We start from the raw sequence: 13,976 nt of genomic DNA, 5'->3' as shown, positions 1-13,976 counted from the left end.
GAGTTGAGGGTAATGGGGCGCGGCCGCAGGTGCAGTGGGAAGGACTCCCCCCAACCCCCAATGGGGGAGCAGCGGGGGGAGGGGTTAGGCCAGAACAGCCGCTCATCCTCCGCCCGCTACGGACCTACAACTTTACAATTTCTTCCCGGCTCAAGTTGGTATAGGCCATTATTTTTTCGATCGGCTCGCCCTCCTGTTTCATTTTTCGGGCGATTTCGATCCTACTTTGCTCGATGCCTTTCTCCATTCCCTCCTGAACGCCTTCCTCCCGCGAGGTATCTACTACGTTTTTCAAATCGCGGTAGTATTTCAGGCTGTCTTCGTAGGCGTCTCGTTCACCGGGAGAAAAATTCGCTATTTCGGCCGCTTCGAACAGACGTTCAGAACCGAACAGTTTCTTAAAGCCGAAATCCGTCAAAGGATGGATGTATTTGTCTTTCAAAGCACTCACGGTCAGGCGTTTGATGGTGGCTAGAGATGGTCTACAAAGATAGCCAATTTTGGTCTTTGTCGGAGCCACCGCTCGTCTCTGCGAGGGGCCTTACAGCCCCAACCAAAAACCTTGCGCTCCCTTCCCCAACTCCAGCCCAGTAAAATCCGGCCGGAAAGCAGCCACGCGCTGCCCCCCAAACTCTTCCTCCGCGTGGGTGGTGGTGATGACTACCACGGGACAACCGGCGTTGTTGGCGGCCTGGGCGCCAGTGACGGAATCTTCGAAGATGATGCAGTCGGCCAAGTCGACGCCCAAGGCATTGGCGGCTTGCTGAAAGACTTCCGGATCGGGTTTGCCCTTGCTGACCATACCGGCGTGAACGATGTGACCCATCATCGCCCGGATGCCGAGTCCATCGGTGGCGAAGTAGGCATTTTCTTCGGGGCCAGCCGTAGCAATGGCCATGGGGAGACCGAGCGCGTGGGCCCGGTTAATGAACTCCAGCGCCCCCGGCACCACCCGCTGCAACAACTCCAGGGCAAAGATGTCGCGGTAGGCCGCCTCTTTTTCCCAGGCAATCTGGTGGCGCTCCTCGAGGGTATAGCGGTCGCCAAAAAGCCGGGCCAGGATTTCCAGGTTGACGCCGTGGATTTCCGCTTTTACGCGGTCCAGGTCGTAATCCAGGCCCAGCTCCGCCAGCTTGCGTTGCCAGGCGCGGTGGTGGACCATCATATTATCCACCAGAGTACCGTCGAGGTCAAAAAGGAGGGCTTGGCAGGGGAGTTGGGGCATGGCAGTGAAGTGCTGGGCGGAAAGATGGGGCGAAGATAAAGCTTCCGGTGTGGGCCTGGCTGGGCTTCTTCCTCAGCTTGTTGAGTAAGCCCCGCTGTCTTGCCCCGCCTGGCAGGTCCGCTGGATGGTTGGGGGACTTACCGGTAGTTGGAAGACTTACACCGCACCTGCGTCCGCGCCCAATCCTTCTCAGCCCTCAAGAACAAGCGCAAGAGAGCTGACAAAACCTTTTGCCCGCTCACAGCGTCCTATCTGTTCTAACTATTCCTTAGCTGCATGCGCAATTCTTTGTTTCTGCTTGGCCTGGTGGCCACCCTGTTTTCCACCGCCTGCAATACCTCTAAGCCTACGGTGGCCGACCAACCCGTTGCAATGGAGGTCCGCAACCTCGACACGATGACCATCACGCCCGAGACGAACGGCGTCATCGATGACCTGGAAGGCCTGCTGGCCGAAGCCGAAATCCCCAACGAACTGCCCGTCTACCGAGCCGCTCACCACCGTACCCACGACCTGCTGCACACCCGCCTGGACCTGCGCTTCAACTGGGCCGAGGAGCAAGTCATTGGCAAGGCCACCCTCCAACTGAGCCCCATTTTTCACCCCAGCCAGGAGGTGGTCCTCGACGCCAAGGGCTTCGAATTCAAATCCATCAAAACCGCTTCTGGCCAGGACCTGAAGTACACCTACGGCGGCGAAAAGCAGCAGGTGAGCATCACGCTCGACCGCGAATACAAAAAAGGCGAGTCCTATACCCTGGTGATTGACTACACGGCCATCCCCGCTGAATCCGGCGGATCGGAAGCCATCACCTCCGATAAAGGCCTGTTTTTCATCAACCCCCGCGGCGAGGAGGGCGATAAGCCCCGGCAAATCTGGACCCAGGGCGAAACCGAAAACAACAGCCGCTGGTTCCCCACCATCGATAAACCCAACGAGCGCTGCACCCAGGAAATGTACCTGACCGTCGACGACCAGTACGTCACCCTCTCCAACGGCAGCCTCGTCAACCAAACCAAAAACGCCGACGGTACCCGGACTGACTACTGGAAAATGGACCTCCCCCACGCGCCCTACTTGTTTATGGTGGCCATCGGGGAATTTGACATCGTCAAAGATGAGCCCTGGAACGGCAAGCCCGTCAATTACTACATGGAAAAAGGCTGGAAAGACCACGCCAAAGCCATTTATCCCCACACCCGGGAGATGCTCAGCTTTTTTAGTGAGCTGACGGGCACGGAATATCCCTGGCCTAAGTACAGCCAGATTGCCGTGCGCGACTACGTTTCCGGTGCCATGGAAAACACCACTGCCGTCATCTTCGGTGAATTTATGCACGGGACGGCCCGCGAGCTGATGGACGTAGACATCAACGAAAAGATCGTTGCCCACGAAATGTTCCACCACTGGTTTGGGGATTACGTGACCTGCGAAAGCTGGAGTAACCTCACCCTCAACGAAGGCTTCGCTAACTACAGCGAATACCTGTGGATGGAGAAAAAACACGGCCGGGACGCCGCCGACCACCACATGCTCGGCGAACGCTCGGGCTACTTCGGCTCCGTACAGCGCGGCGAGCCCCACGAGTTAATTTGGCTCGACTACGACGATAAAGAGCAGATGTTTGACGCCCACAGCTACAACAAGGGCGGCTCCGTGCTGCACATGCTGCGGGCCTACCTCGGCGATGCGGCTTTCTTCGCTTCCCTGGAGCGCTACCTCTCCGACAACAAGTACAGCGCCGTGGAAGTGGATGAACTGCGCATGGCCTTTGAAGACACCACCGGCGAAGACCTCAACTGGTTCTTCGACCAATGGTTCCTCAAGGCGGGCCACCCCAAACTGGCGTTAACGACCGGCTACGCCGACGGCAAAGTGACCCTGACGGTGGAGCAAACCCAGTCTACGGACAACAACGTGCCCGCCATCTTCCGCCTGCCCGTTGACGTGGATCTCTACCTCAATGGCAGCAGCACGCCCCGCCGCGAGCGCATCTGGGTGGAGCAACGCACCCAGACGTTCACTTTTGAGACTTCCGTGCGCCCCGACGTGGTCATCTTCGACCCCCAGCACGCTATTTTGGCCCAGTACGACTATACGAAGTCGGAGGAGGAACTCGCCGCCCAGTTCCGGGTAGCGCCCAGCCTGGTGGACCGCTACCTGGCCATCCAGCGCCTGGCCAACCAGGACGAAGGCGGCAGTGCCCGTACCGCCACCTACACCGCCGCCTTACAGGACCCTTTCTACGCCATCCGCGAAATGGCCGTTGAAGTGATCGGCGAGGAGCCCACGGCCGAGCAGTTGGCCCTGATCCGGAAAATCGCCCAGGGCGATCCGCACACGGCCCCCCGCGTTGCTGCCCTCGAATTTTTGGCCCTGGCCGAAGACGAAACCCGGCAGGCGGCCGCCGAGTTGGCCCTCCAGGCCCAATCTTACGCTGTAGTGGCCAAGGGACTGGAAGTGCTGGCCAACGTCAATCCCACCGCCGCCGCCAAAGCGGCTACCGACCTGGAGCAGGTTGAAAATGACGACATCCAAGTTGCCTTGGCCGCTATCTACGCCGGGGCGGGCGACGTCAGCAAGCTTCCCTTCTTCGAAAAGCAGATCAAAAAGGCGGATGGCTACGGGGCCATCGGCCTGCTCGAATCCTACCGAATCCTCCTCGAAAAGGGCAGCGACGCCCAGATCACCGCTGGCATCAAAACATTAACCGAATTGGGGCTCAACCAGGCGGGCAGTCCCTGGCGTCGCCTGGCCGCTACTAAGGCCCTCCACGACTGGCGCGAAGAACTTAAAGAAGCCGGTGCCCCCGCCGACCAGATTGCTACCCTCGGTACGGCCATCCAACAGATCAAGGCCGCCGAAACCCTGGCCGACCTGAAGGAAATCTACCAAGGCTACGGGAACTAAGCCCAGTGTAACAACTTTTTCGCCCCCCTACGTACCAGCCGGGGGTGACCGACGTTAAGTAAGCAAGTCTCACCAGCGCGACGATTTTCAACAATCGTCGCGCTAGTTTTTTTTACCATGCGCATCCTTCGTTCTGCCTTTACCCTGCTCTTACTCACGGCCTTCGCCAGCACCTGCCTCCGGGCCCAATTGGAGATGCGCGGACTGGAAGTTGGGCCCTGGGTCGGGACCTCCTTCTACTTCGGCGACCTGAACACGGAGTACCGCCTCGACCGGGTCAACCTGGCGGGCGGTTTCGGCGCGCGCTACAACTTCAACCACCGCCTGGCCGCCCGCGTCAGCCTCAACTACGGCAAGATTGAAGCCTACGACAGCGACAGCGACAACCCCTTCGAGCGCAACCGCAACCTCAGTTTTCAATCCATCATTTTTGATGGCACGGCCCAGCTGGAGTTCAACTTCCTGCCCTATTTCCACGGCCACCGCGAGTACTTTTTCACGCCCTACGCCTTCGCCGGCATTTCCGTTTTCCGCCATAACCCCCAAACGGAAACCGACGCTGGCGAACTGGTTAACCTCCGCGAACTGGGCACCGAAGGGCAGCTGCGCGGCGAGGAATACCTTGTCCTCTCCAGTGCCCTCGCCTACGGCCTGGGCATCAAGTGGGACCTGACCTACGAACTAAGCATGGACGCCAACATCGGCTTCCGTAACGCCAATACGGACTACCTCGACGACGTCAGCACCGTCTACCCCGACCAATCCGACCTGCGCCGCAGCCGCGGCCCCCTGGCCGCTGAGCTCTACGACCGTGGCCTCATGCGCACGCCCGAGGGGAACCGCATCGACCGCCAAGGCGAACAACGCGGCGACGATACCCTGAAGGATACCTACTTTTTCGTCGGCCTCGGCATCAATTACTATTTTGGGGACGTGCGCTGCCCGGACTACGGCCACAAGAAGAGCCGCCGCCGTCGCCGCTAGACCTGCCCACGCCCAATTGATCACTCCATGGTCTCCCAAGTAAGTTTCACCCTGGCCCCGCGGCAGCGCGGCTACCACGTCATCACCCGCGAAGTGCTCAGCCAGTTGCCCGAACTGCCCGCCGTGGGTTTGCTCCACCTCTTCATCCAGCACACCTCGGCCGCCATCACCATCAATGAGGCCGCCGACCCCGATGTGCTCACCGATTTTGAGTCCGTCTTCAACCACCTCGTCCCGGAAAATATGCCCTTTTTAGTGCACACCCTGGAGGGCCCCGACGATATGCCCGCCCACATCAAGGCGGCCATGATCGGGCACAGCATCACCGTCCCCATCACTGGCGGCCAGCTCAATCTCGGCACCTGGCAGGGCATCTACCTCTGCGAATTTCGCAACCGGGCCAGCGGCCGCCGGCTCATCGCTACCATCTACGCATAGCAATTTTTGCGGCGTTTTCGGGCGCGGCCGCAGGTGCTATTCCGGGGATAAGGAGCTGGGGAAGGCTACCGCACCTGAAACAAAGCATTTGCAAACAGCAGTTTCCCTTCTTCCCAAAAACCCCGGTAGAGGGGGTTATCGATCAGGTAAATGACCTGGCCCCGGCCGATGGGTTCCACCCCGAAGACCAGGGTCTCTTCCAGCGCCGCCTTGGCCTTGGTCCCTACGAAGCCCGAGATGAAGGGGTCTTTGCGGATGCGGCCAGCGTTGACGCCGTCTTCCAGGTAGTCGTAAGCATCGCTGCCCGTCTTGAGGCTGAAGTACTGCTCGCCCAGGCCGAAGCAGAGCGGGTAAGACGTGTCCATCTCCACGGCCACCACCGCGCCGGGGTTGAAGCCGGCAATGAAGCGCCGCTCGGAGCCTCCGTAGGGGAGCAGGCGCTCATCTTCCGCATCTTCTTTTTTTGCGTCTTTACCCTCTTCTTGTTCCTTGGTTTTCAGGGAAAAGCCCGCTAAACTGCTCAGGCTGGCGTTGGCGTCCCCGATGGCAATGAGGGTACCGCCGGCGCGGAGCCAGTTGCTCAGCACCTCTTCGCTGCCCTTCAGGCTATAACGGCCCTCGGGCAAGACCAGGATGTCATAATCTCCCGCCGCCACGGCCCCCAGATCATCGGGGTAGAAGATGCTGACCGGATACTGGAGGTCTTGCTCGAAGTAGTACCACACCTGGCCAAATTCGTTGGGGCTGACCCGCTCACCGCCCAGGATGGCCACCTTGGGCTTGCCCACCAGCTGGTAGTTGCTGCTGCCCAGGTCGCCGCCCGTCGTGCTGAATCCGGTTTCCAGTATGCTCAGGTCTACTTCGTGTTCCTGGGTCAGGCGACGGATCACGTTGGTAAAATCTTCCTTCTTGCGGTTGTCGGCGCGGGTGATGACGATGGTGCCCGCCGCGAAGCTTTGCTTGCCAAAGGTGAAATCCGTCGTCGCCGTCCGGGCATTTACCCCCGCAGCCACCAGCGCCGCCAGAAAGCGGGCCGAGGAAAGGTCCGTCCACCGAACCACGTAAGCGTAGGCATTGGCGAGGTCTTTGCCCGCCAGAGGGTCGACGTAAGTCGGCAGCGCAAAAGCCTCCGTCTTGACGCTCAGTTTTTCTTTGCTGGCGTAGGCGTCCAGGCCATAGGCGAGGGGAATGGACCAACCGGTGATGTCGTAAGTCACCGAATCTTCTACGTAGACATTGGGGTCAAACAACACCTGGGCCAGTACGGAGCGGGGCTGGAAGGCACTGATGAGGAGGTCACCCGCTTCGACGCTGCCCTTGCTGTCGTCCGCCGCCCGCTGGTAGTCGTAGAGTTTGCCGGTGTAGGAACCCGCCGCCCGGCTGTAGCTGATGCCGTTGCGGTCGAGCAGCGTGATCAGGTTGCGCATTTTGCCCCGGGGGGTGCTGCCTTTGATGACGTAAGTGAGGTATTCCCCCTGCGGCGCGGAGGTGGCCTTTTTGAAGTAGTCGCGGAAGTTTTGGGTCAGCCGGCCACTCTCCCGGCTGGCAATTTCCACGGTGCTCAGGGCGGTAGTGCGGTGGTGGGCAACGCGATCGTAAAGCGTCAGGGTATCGCCATTGGGCAGGTCAATGGCCCGCCCGGCGCGGCTGTGCCCCCCTTGCTCGTAGGTCATCCCGATGGCGCCGTTGAAGGTCGGCCAGGTGTCGCCGTAGCTGGGGTAAAGCAGGTCGAAGCGCTCGCGGGTGAAGTACAGCCAGCCCGCCCGGTCAAAATAGCCCGCGTGGTTCTTCCCGATTTCTACCTGGAAGTCGCTCTGCCAGTCGGTGATGTACTCGTGGTAAGGTGCCGCAGCGGGCGCAAAGTAGTAGGGGCTGGTGTAGCCCTGCTCGTGGAGGTCAGCGTGGATTTGGGGCATCCACTGCTTGTACTTCACCATGCGCTGCCGGCTTTCCACCTGGGTCTGCCAGGCCCAGTCGCGGTTCAGGTCGAAGAGGTAGTGGTTGACGCGGCCGCCGGGCCAGGGCTCGTTGTGCTCCCGGGCACCGGGGTAGGGGTCCAGGGCCAAGGTGGCGTTTTGCCGGTACCAGTTGGTGTAGCGATTGTAGCCGTCGGGATTGAGACTGGGGTCGAGTAAGACGACGGTGTTCTTCAACCAGGCGGTGCTGCGGCTGTCGGCCGGATTGGCCAGGTCGTAGAGCACGCCCATGCTGGCTTCGCTGCCCGCCGCCTCGTTGCCGTGGACGCTGAAGGAGAGCCACACGATGGCAATGTCGTTCAGGGCGGGGTCCGGCGCGCCGGGCAGCAAACCAGCGTTTTTCAGGTTATTCTCCCGGATGGCCTCCAGGCGGGCCAGGTTCTCAGGCGTGCTCACGGTAGCCAGCAGGAGGGGCCTGCCCTCATTCGTACGTCCGTAAGTTTCCAGCTGTACCCGGCTGCTCTGCTCGGCAATGAGCTCGTAGTAATCCACGAGCAAGTGGTGGGGCGTGAAGTTCTCCCCCAGCTGGTGGGGCAGGAAGTCGCCGGGCTTCGTCAGTTGGGCATTGGCCGTAAGACCTAAGAGGAGCAGTAAACCTAGGCTGAGTACGCGCATGTTCAAGTGTGGTGAGCTGATTAGAAGGGCTAAAGTAGCGCATTCCTTTCACAATGTACACCGCTACAACCGTGCTGTTGGCCTTCTTTGCTCCTACATCCGGTCTCCCCCCTCCGGGGGGTCGGGGGGGAGCACCTGCGGCCGCGCCCCCTAGCGGTACATGCCCGTTGCGTCCAGCTCTTTGGCCACTGCCGCCGGCACGAGGTAACGGATGCTGTGTCCGGCCTGGATGCACTCGCGGATATAGGTGGCCGAGAGGTGCATCAGCGGTGCCTCGTGCCGCCGCACGCTGGGGTGGCTGCCCAGCTCGCCCGCCGGATAGCCCGGGCGCTCGTAGACGTGGATGGTGAAGTCGCGCAGAATGATGTCCGCATTTTTCCACTTCGGCAGGGTCGGCAGGTTATCGCTGCCCATGATGAGGCTGAACTCCCGCTCGGGGTAGCGCTCGCGCAAGACCGCCAGGGTGTCGATCGTGTAAGAGGGTTTCGGGAGGTCAAACTCGACGTTGCTGGCCCGTAAGCCCGGCGTATCGCCAATGGCCAGCTGTACCAGGTGGAGCCGGTCGTGGTCCCGCGCCAGGCTCCCCGCCTTTTTAAAGGGGTTCTGCGGGCTCACCACGAGCCACACCTCATCCAGTTCAGTACGCGTTGCCATGTAGTTGGCAATGATCATGTGCCCGACGTGCACAGGATTGAAAGAGCCGAAAAAAAGACCGGTTTTGCGCGGGGCCATGGAGACTAAGTTTAATAGGCGGAGGGCAACTGGTAGTCCTGGACGATGAAAAATCCTTCGTCACCCTGGGCCTGGTAGAGCGGCATAAGCAGGTAACCGGCGGCTGGCGCGGTGATGGGGCCACCACAGTCTTCGCCGAGGAGTTCCCCCTTTACGATGGGCTGGAAATTCCGGTAGCCGGGCCGCATCCTGAACTGGTCGCTGCCGTCGCGGGCAATGCGGTGCACGTAGGCCAGTTCCGTCAGGCGGGGCAGCCCCCGGGCCGCCTCACGCAGGCGGGCGTCGTGGTGGGTGCTGACGTCTTCTTCCTTCACACAGCCCAGGGCCCGCAGCAGGTTGACCGTCGCGGCCAGGGCCAGCTCCACCGAGGCGGGGTCTTCGTGGAATCCCGCTTCAAAGGAAATTGCCCGCACGGGCAAAGACGTAGCAAAGTGATTGCCCCGGAAATAGTGCAGGGTCGTCCCCTGCAATCCACTCAGCATCCCTTTGATCACGGGCACACTCATCTCGGCGGCCAGCGAAAGACTGGGCTCATCGTCGCCCGTAACCGCAAAAATGCCCCCGCCCGCCGTGGTGGTATGGAGGTCCAGCAAAACCAGCTCGCTCAGGGGCGATTCTTCCAGCGCCGTCTCAATGGCGGCCAATAGCTCGTGTAGTTCGTGGTCTTCGGAAGTGGTAAATTGCTCGGGGTCGCTGTTCCTCACCCGCCAGATGCGGTTCAGGTCCGTATCGATGTAGCGCTTACCCGCCGCCAGCGCCGCCAGGTTGCCGCGCAGGGCCAGTAATTCCCCGCGGAAGTTGAAGCCTGGGTTCACCAGCGGCTCCTCCGCCAGCAGTTCAAACAAGCGCTCCAAAGCAAGCACCCCCGCCGGTTCGTTGCCGTGAATACCGCCGATGGCCACCACCAGTGGCCCCATTTCTTCCCCCCTGAAGTGCCCGATGATGCGGGCCGATTGTTCGTTGTTTCCCATGTAACTGCGCTTGCCAAAACTAAAAATAGAACTTCAGGCCCACCCACTGCGCCACAAAGCCCACCACGTAGCCCGCAACTACCTGGGCCAGCGTATGCGAACCCAGCGCCAAACGGGCCGTCCCCACCAGTCCCGCCAGCAGCACAATCGCCATCACGAGCAGCCCCAGGCTATACGTCGCACCCCCCACCACTAGTCCCTGGCTGCCAAACAGCGCCATCGTGATCATCACCATCCCCGTCAGCCCACCCATGCCCACGGCGTGGAGACTGATTTTTTCCAGGGTATTGACGGCAAAAGATACCGCCAGCGCCACCACTACGCCGAGCAAAAAAGCCGAGAAAATGGTCGGCACATCGTTGCTCTTGCTCAGGTTGTAGTAGATCCAGAAATACAGTACCATCACCAGCAACAGCGGCCCCACGCGCTCCATCCGGTCTTCCACCATCACGTTGCTCACCATGTTGAGCATGATCATCAGCAAAACCGACACCACCGGGATTACGAAGGTGTAGACGACCAGCATGATCAGCGTAAGCATCGCTCGCTCGTCCCCAAACCCATTGGAGCCAAAGAGGAACGGGTTAATCCGTAGGAGCAAAATGTACATGTACGTCGGCACCAGCAAAGGGTGGAACAAGACGCTCAGGGCCAGGGCCCAGTAGGGGCGCGGCAAGGATCGGGGCGGCAGAGGAGTATCGTCCATGCCGTAAAGGTAGAGCCTGCGCACGACTCCATTGCGGGAGGTCGTTTAGGGCGCGGCCGCAGGTGCTCCCCCCCGGCCCCCCGAAGGGGGGAGAAGGTTGGCCCCCCAGCCCCCAAAGGGGGAGGAGCAATGCCCGTCCTCCCAAGGCTGATCCATTACCGGAAAAGGCGGAAAGTGGTACGGCGGTTTTTCGCCCGCCCTTCCTCCGTGGAGTTGTCAGCTACCGGCCTACTTTCCCCGAGCCCCTCGGTAGTGATTCGCGCGTCGGCAATGCCTTGTTCTACCAGGTAGCTTTTTACCGCTGCGGCCCGCTGTTGGCTCAGGGCCAGGTTGTCGGCTTCGCTGCCCACGTCGTCCGTATGCCCGATGATGGCCACGCGGTAGTCTGGAGCTTTGCGCAGCAGCTCGGCCAGGCGGTCAAGTTCTTCCGAAGAGACGGGCAACAGGGCAGCACTGCCCGTCGCGAAAAGCACATTGCGGAAGGCCGTCGAGCCATCGGCCTCTTGCCCTCCGTCGGCCAGGGCCTTTTCCACGGGCACCAGTGGCACTTCGAGGCGGAAGGGCTCCTCCGGCGCAAAACCGTCGCTGAGGCTGAAGCGGTCGGCGTAAAAGACGTAGCCCGGGTGGTCTACGGTCAGGGCATAATCCCGGTTGGCGGGCAAAACCGCCAGAAATTGCCCGGCCTCGTTGCTGGTTCTTTGGGTGGCTGGCCCCGCAGCGTCAAGGGGCCGCAGGCGCACCGTTGCGGCCAGCGGCATCCCCGTGGTGGCATCGGTCACGAAGGCTTGCAGGTAGGTGGCTGCCACGGGCCGCAACGCAGCGGGCAGCTCGAAAGTAAAGATATTCACGTCCACCACTCCGCTGCCGGGGTTCACCTCCCGCTTGCTGAAGTAGGCCGTACTGCCGTTGAGGGCGATGAAGAGGTTGGTCTCATCTGCGGCGGTGTTGATGGGATAGCCGAGGTTGGTCGGCAGGCTCCATACATTGTCGCGGCCCAGCACGCTTCGGAAAAGGTCTTCCCCGCCCATGCCCGGGTGCCCATCGCTGGTAAAAAAGAGGGTTTGCCCATCGGCCGCCCAGTAGGGGTACTGGTCTTGGCCACTGGTGTTGATGCGGGGGCCCAGGTTGGTGGGGACAGACCACCCGCCGTCGGATAACCGACCACTGGCGTAAAGATCGCTCTGGCCCTGGCCGCCCGGTCGGTTGCTGGTAAAGAAGAGAAATTGCCCGTCGGGCGAAAGGCTGGGTTGGGCTTCGTAGTACTTCGTGTTGATGTTGGGACCGAGGGACTTGGCTGGCGTCCAACGGTCTCCCAGCCATTCGGTGTAGAGCAGATCACAACTGCCCGCGCCGTCAGGACGGTTGCAGGCGGTAAACACCAGGTAATTACCGTCGGCGGTGATGCTTTGGGCGCCTTCGTCGAAGTCCGTATTTGCCCCGGCCAAGGGCTCGGCGGTGTGCCAGGTGCCGTCGGGGAGCTTGTCGCTGAAGTAAAAGTCTTCCTGCTCACGGTTGACGCGCCGGGTAAAGATCATCCGCTGCCCGTCGATGCTTAACGTAGGAAAGTATTCCAGGTGCTCGGCCGTGTTGATGCCCCCCGGAACGGGAACGGGTGTGAAAGGCACGGGCTCCGCCGCCAGTTGAACGGCCGTATTGGCGGTGTTCACCAGGCGCTCGGCTTCCTGTTTTCTTTCGGGGCGGGCGTTTTCCCCCAGCGCCGCGCGGTACTGCTCGTAGGCGCTCCGGGCCCCGGTGAAGTCTTCCAGCAGGCTGAGTGCTTCGCCCAATTCCCGGTAGGCCGTTGGGCTTTTCTTCGGGTCCAGGGCCAGTCCCTGCCGGAGATCGGCAACTGCGGCCGGGAGGTCATAGCTTCCTTTAGCGGCCAGGGCCCGCAGGTAATAGAGGTCTTTTTCGGCGGGGTATTTGGCCACCAGGCCCGAAAGTACGCTGCGGGCATCGGAAAATTTTCCGAGGTCCAGGGCAGAACGGGCCGCCACCAGTTTTTCCTGGTCCTTTTTCTTCATGGCCGTTTGGGCCGTCGCACAGGACGAGAACAGGCAGAGAACAGTAAAGCAAAGCAGTAAGCAGCGAGAGAAAGTCAAGGGAAATTACTTTCCGCTCATAACGCAGGGAAAGGGTGGGATGTTACCCGGCTGGCCCTACGGAACTGCCGCCGGGCTGGGGCGTCCGCTTCAATTATCGTAATTGCTTTTCTGGCAACGGTGGCCTCAGGCCCCGATCCGGCCTTGCTGCAGCGCCTCGTTGGCTTCGGGAAGTTCCTTTGCAGCCAGGGTAAGGTGTTCGACGGATTTATCGACCTGTCCGGCGGCCTTAAGGGAAAGGCCGTAGTGGTAGTGGATTTTGGCTTCGGAGGGGGCTTTCTCGTCGGGCACTGCTTTCAGGGCCAGTTCGAAGGCGGCGTGGGCATCTGGGTACCGACCCGTTTTGGCCAGGAGTTTGCCCAGGTCGTAGTTTACCCGCCGGTCGTAGCGGTCGAGGCTGCCAATCCGTTGCTTGCGCTTGGAGAAGAGGTTGAAGAGGCGTTGGGCGTCGGCCGGGCGGCCGAGGCGGAGGTAGGTGTCCCCCAGCGCCACCTGGGCCATCCAGTAAATGGCCTGGTGGGGGATGCTGTTGTTGGTTACTGCTTCAAAGTCTGCGGCAGCCTGTTCCCACTGCTCCAGGCGGGAGTAGGTGAGCCCACGGCCGTAGTGGCTTTCGGGCATGGCGGGGTAGATGTTGAGGCTTTTGTCGTAGTCGTAGAGCGCGTCTTTGAGGTTGCCGAGACGGAAATTAACGAAGCCGCGGCGTTCGTAGGCCTGGGCGTGGCGCGCGAAGCGGTCTACTACCGTAGTCATCATCGCCAGGGCCTCTTCTTCCTTGTCCTCCTGATTGACCAACTGCCGGCCCTGGTTGAAGAGTTGCACTGTGGTCCGGTCGCTCTGCGGTTCCAAAAGGTGGTGATCCAGAATGGTCCCCGCATCCAAACGCCAAAGATTCAGGCTGCCGGCAATGCTGAAAGAAACCACCCTTTCGAGGAGGTTAAGGGTGTTGAGCCAGTGTCGTTCGCTGCCATTGACAACGGTGCGGGGTACGTCGAGGATAAGGTCCTGCTCCTTGAAGAAATCTTCCGGCTTCAGCAGAATATCTCCTTTGTAGTAGTTCTCCATCCGGTGAACGTACTGGTCAAAAACCTGCCGGAAGACGCGCTCGGAGCCGAATTCGAGTTGTCCCGCAATGATGATCCTGTAATCTGACATATCCCTGTGCTTTTCCCAGTGGTTCAAGAATGAAAGACAAAATGTGCTTAGCCGACACAAATAGAGGCCTTCCGTCCGGTCCGCTATTCGGAGCGGATTGATCGTAGTGCGGCCTGTGCCCGGGAAGAAACCGGACGTAAGGCATGAATAAGACTTACTAGC

Annotated in this window: 11 protein-coding genes; 3 read left to right on the top strand and 8 right to left on the bottom strand. The window is 60.6% G+C overall.

All coding sequences use genetic code 11. The features are described 5' to 3' along the window. Positions 1-124: 124 nt before the first annotated feature. Together H9S92_RS00785 and H9S92_RS00780 are read right to left on the bottom strand one after the other, a co-directional pair. Positions 125-451, bottom strand: a complete 327-nt coding sequence (locus H9S92_RS00785) for a hypothetical protein (protein WP_222935921.1) — start codon at positions 449-451, stop codon at positions 125-127. 90 nt (positions 452-541) lie between these two features. Continuing rightward, entirely contained in the window at positions 542-1,225 is a 684-nt protein-coding gene (locus tag H9S92_RS00780) for an HAD family hydrolase (protein WP_187464824.1), read from the bottom strand. Between the two features lie 276 nt (positions 1,226-1,501). On the opposite strand from H9S92_RS00780, the gene H9S92_RS00775 reads away from it, so the two are divergent. From H9S92_RS00775 to H9S92_RS00765, 3 genes are all read left to right on the top strand, one after another. After that, positions 1,502-4,135: a M1 family metallopeptidase gene (locus tag H9S92_RS00775; RefSeq protein ID WP_187464823.1), complete on the top strand. Its 2,634-nt coding sequence runs from the start codon at positions 1,502-1,504 to the stop codon at positions 4,133-4,135. A gap of 117 nt (positions 4,136-4,252) precedes the next feature. Continuing rightward, entirely contained in the window at positions 4,253-5,119 is an 867-nt protein-coding gene (gene porG, locus H9S92_RS00770) for a type IX secretion system protein PorG (RefSeq protein WP_187464822.1), read from the top strand. 27 nt (positions 5,120-5,146) lie between these two features. Continuing rightward, positions 5,147-5,557 (top strand): secondary thiamine-phosphate synthase enzyme YjbQ, encoded by a 411-nt coding sequence (locus tag H9S92_RS00765; protein WP_187464821.1) that lies wholly within the window; start codon positions 5,147-5,149, stop codon positions 5,555-5,557. Between the two features lie 65 nt (positions 5,558-5,622). On the opposite strand, the gene H9S92_RS00760 is transcribed toward H9S92_RS00765, so the two are convergent. The 6 genes from H9S92_RS00760 to H9S92_RS00735 form a co-directional block, all read right to left on the bottom strand. After that, complete coding sequence (locus H9S92_RS00760) at positions 5,623-8,148, bottom strand: M14 family metallopeptidase (protein WP_187464820.1); 2,526 nt, start codon at positions 8,146-8,148, stop codon at positions 5,623-5,625. Positions 8,149-8,298: 150 nt separating this feature from the next. Further along, on the bottom strand, positions 8,299-8,880 hold the full coding sequence (nadD, locus tag H9S92_RS00755; protein ID WP_187464819.1) for a nicotinate (nicotinamide) nucleotide adenylyltransferase: 582 nt from the start codon (positions 8,878-8,880) through the stop codon (positions 8,299-8,301). Positions 8,881-8,891: 11 nt separating this feature from the next. Continuing rightward, a complete protein-coding gene (locus H9S92_RS00750) occupies positions 8,892-9,851 on the bottom strand; it encodes a succinylglutamate desuccinylase/aspartoacylase family protein (RefSeq protein WP_187464818.1) in 960 nt (319 codons plus the stop codon). A gap of 19 nt (positions 9,852-9,870) precedes the next feature. After that, positions 9,871-10,557, bottom strand: a complete 687-nt coding sequence (locus H9S92_RS00745) for a hypothetical protein (protein ID WP_187464817.1) — start codon at positions 10,555-10,557, stop codon at positions 9,871-9,873. A gap of 155 nt (positions 10,558-10,712) precedes the next feature. After that, on the bottom strand, positions 10,713-12,581 hold the full coding sequence (locus H9S92_RS00740; RefSeq protein ID WP_222935920.1) for an OmpA family protein: 1,869 nt from the start codon (positions 12,579-12,581) through the stop codon (positions 10,713-10,715). Positions 12,582-12,785: 204 nt separating this feature from the next. Continuing rightward, positions 12,786-13,814, bottom strand: a complete 1,029-nt coding sequence (locus H9S92_RS00735) for a tetratricopeptide repeat protein (RefSeq protein ID WP_187464815.1) — start codon at positions 13,812-13,814, stop codon at positions 12,786-12,788. Positions 13,815-13,976 lie beyond the last annotated feature (162 nt).

Origin of the sequence: Neolewinella lacunae (genome assembly GCF_014349155.1) — a bacterium.
Classification (GTDB): domain Bacteria; phylum Bacteroidota; class Bacteroidia; order Chitinophagales; family Saprospiraceae; genus Neolewinella; species Neolewinella lacunae.
Note: the sequence above shows the minus strand (reverse complement) of the source record. Positions and strands in the feature narration are given on the sequence as shown.

Coding starts and splice junctions, on each gene's coding strand:
- H9S92_RS00780 (WP_187464824.1), bottom strand. CDS start 1,225: ATGCCCCAACTCCCCTGCCAAGCCCTCCTTTTTGACCTCGACGGTACT.
- nadD (WP_187464819.1), bottom strand. CDS start 8,880: ATGGCCCCGCGCAAAACCGGTCTTTTTTTCGGCTCTTTCAATCCTGTG.
- H9S92_RS00740 (WP_222935920.1), bottom strand. CDS start 12,581: ATGAAGAAAAAGGACCAGGAAAAACTGGTGGCGGCCCGTTCTGCCCTG.
- H9S92_RS00745 (WP_187464817.1), bottom strand. CDS start 10,557: ATGGACGATACTCCTCTGCCGCCCCGATCCTTGCCGCGCCCCTACTGG.
- H9S92_RS00765 (WP_187464821.1), top strand. CDS start 5,147: ATGGTCTCCCAAGTAAGTTTCACCCTGGCCCCGCGGCAGCGCGGCTAC.
- H9S92_RS00750 (WP_187464818.1), bottom strand. CDS start 9,851: ATGGGAAACAACGAACAATCGGCCCGCATCATCGGGCACTTCAGGGGG.
- H9S92_RS00775 (WP_187464823.1), top strand. CDS start 1,502: ATGCGCAATTCTTTGTTTCTGCTTGGCCTGGTGGCCACCCTGTTTTCC.
- H9S92_RS00735 (WP_187464815.1), bottom strand. CDS start 13,814: ATGTCAGATTACAGGATCATCATTGCGGGACAACTCGAATTCGGCTCC.
- porG (WP_187464822.1), top strand. CDS start 4,253: ATGCGCATCCTTCGTTCTGCCTTTACCCTGCTCTTACTCACGGCCTTC.
- H9S92_RS00760 (WP_187464820.1), bottom strand. CDS start 8,148: ATGCGCGTACTCAGCCTAGGTTTACTGCTCCTCTTAGGTCTTACGGCC.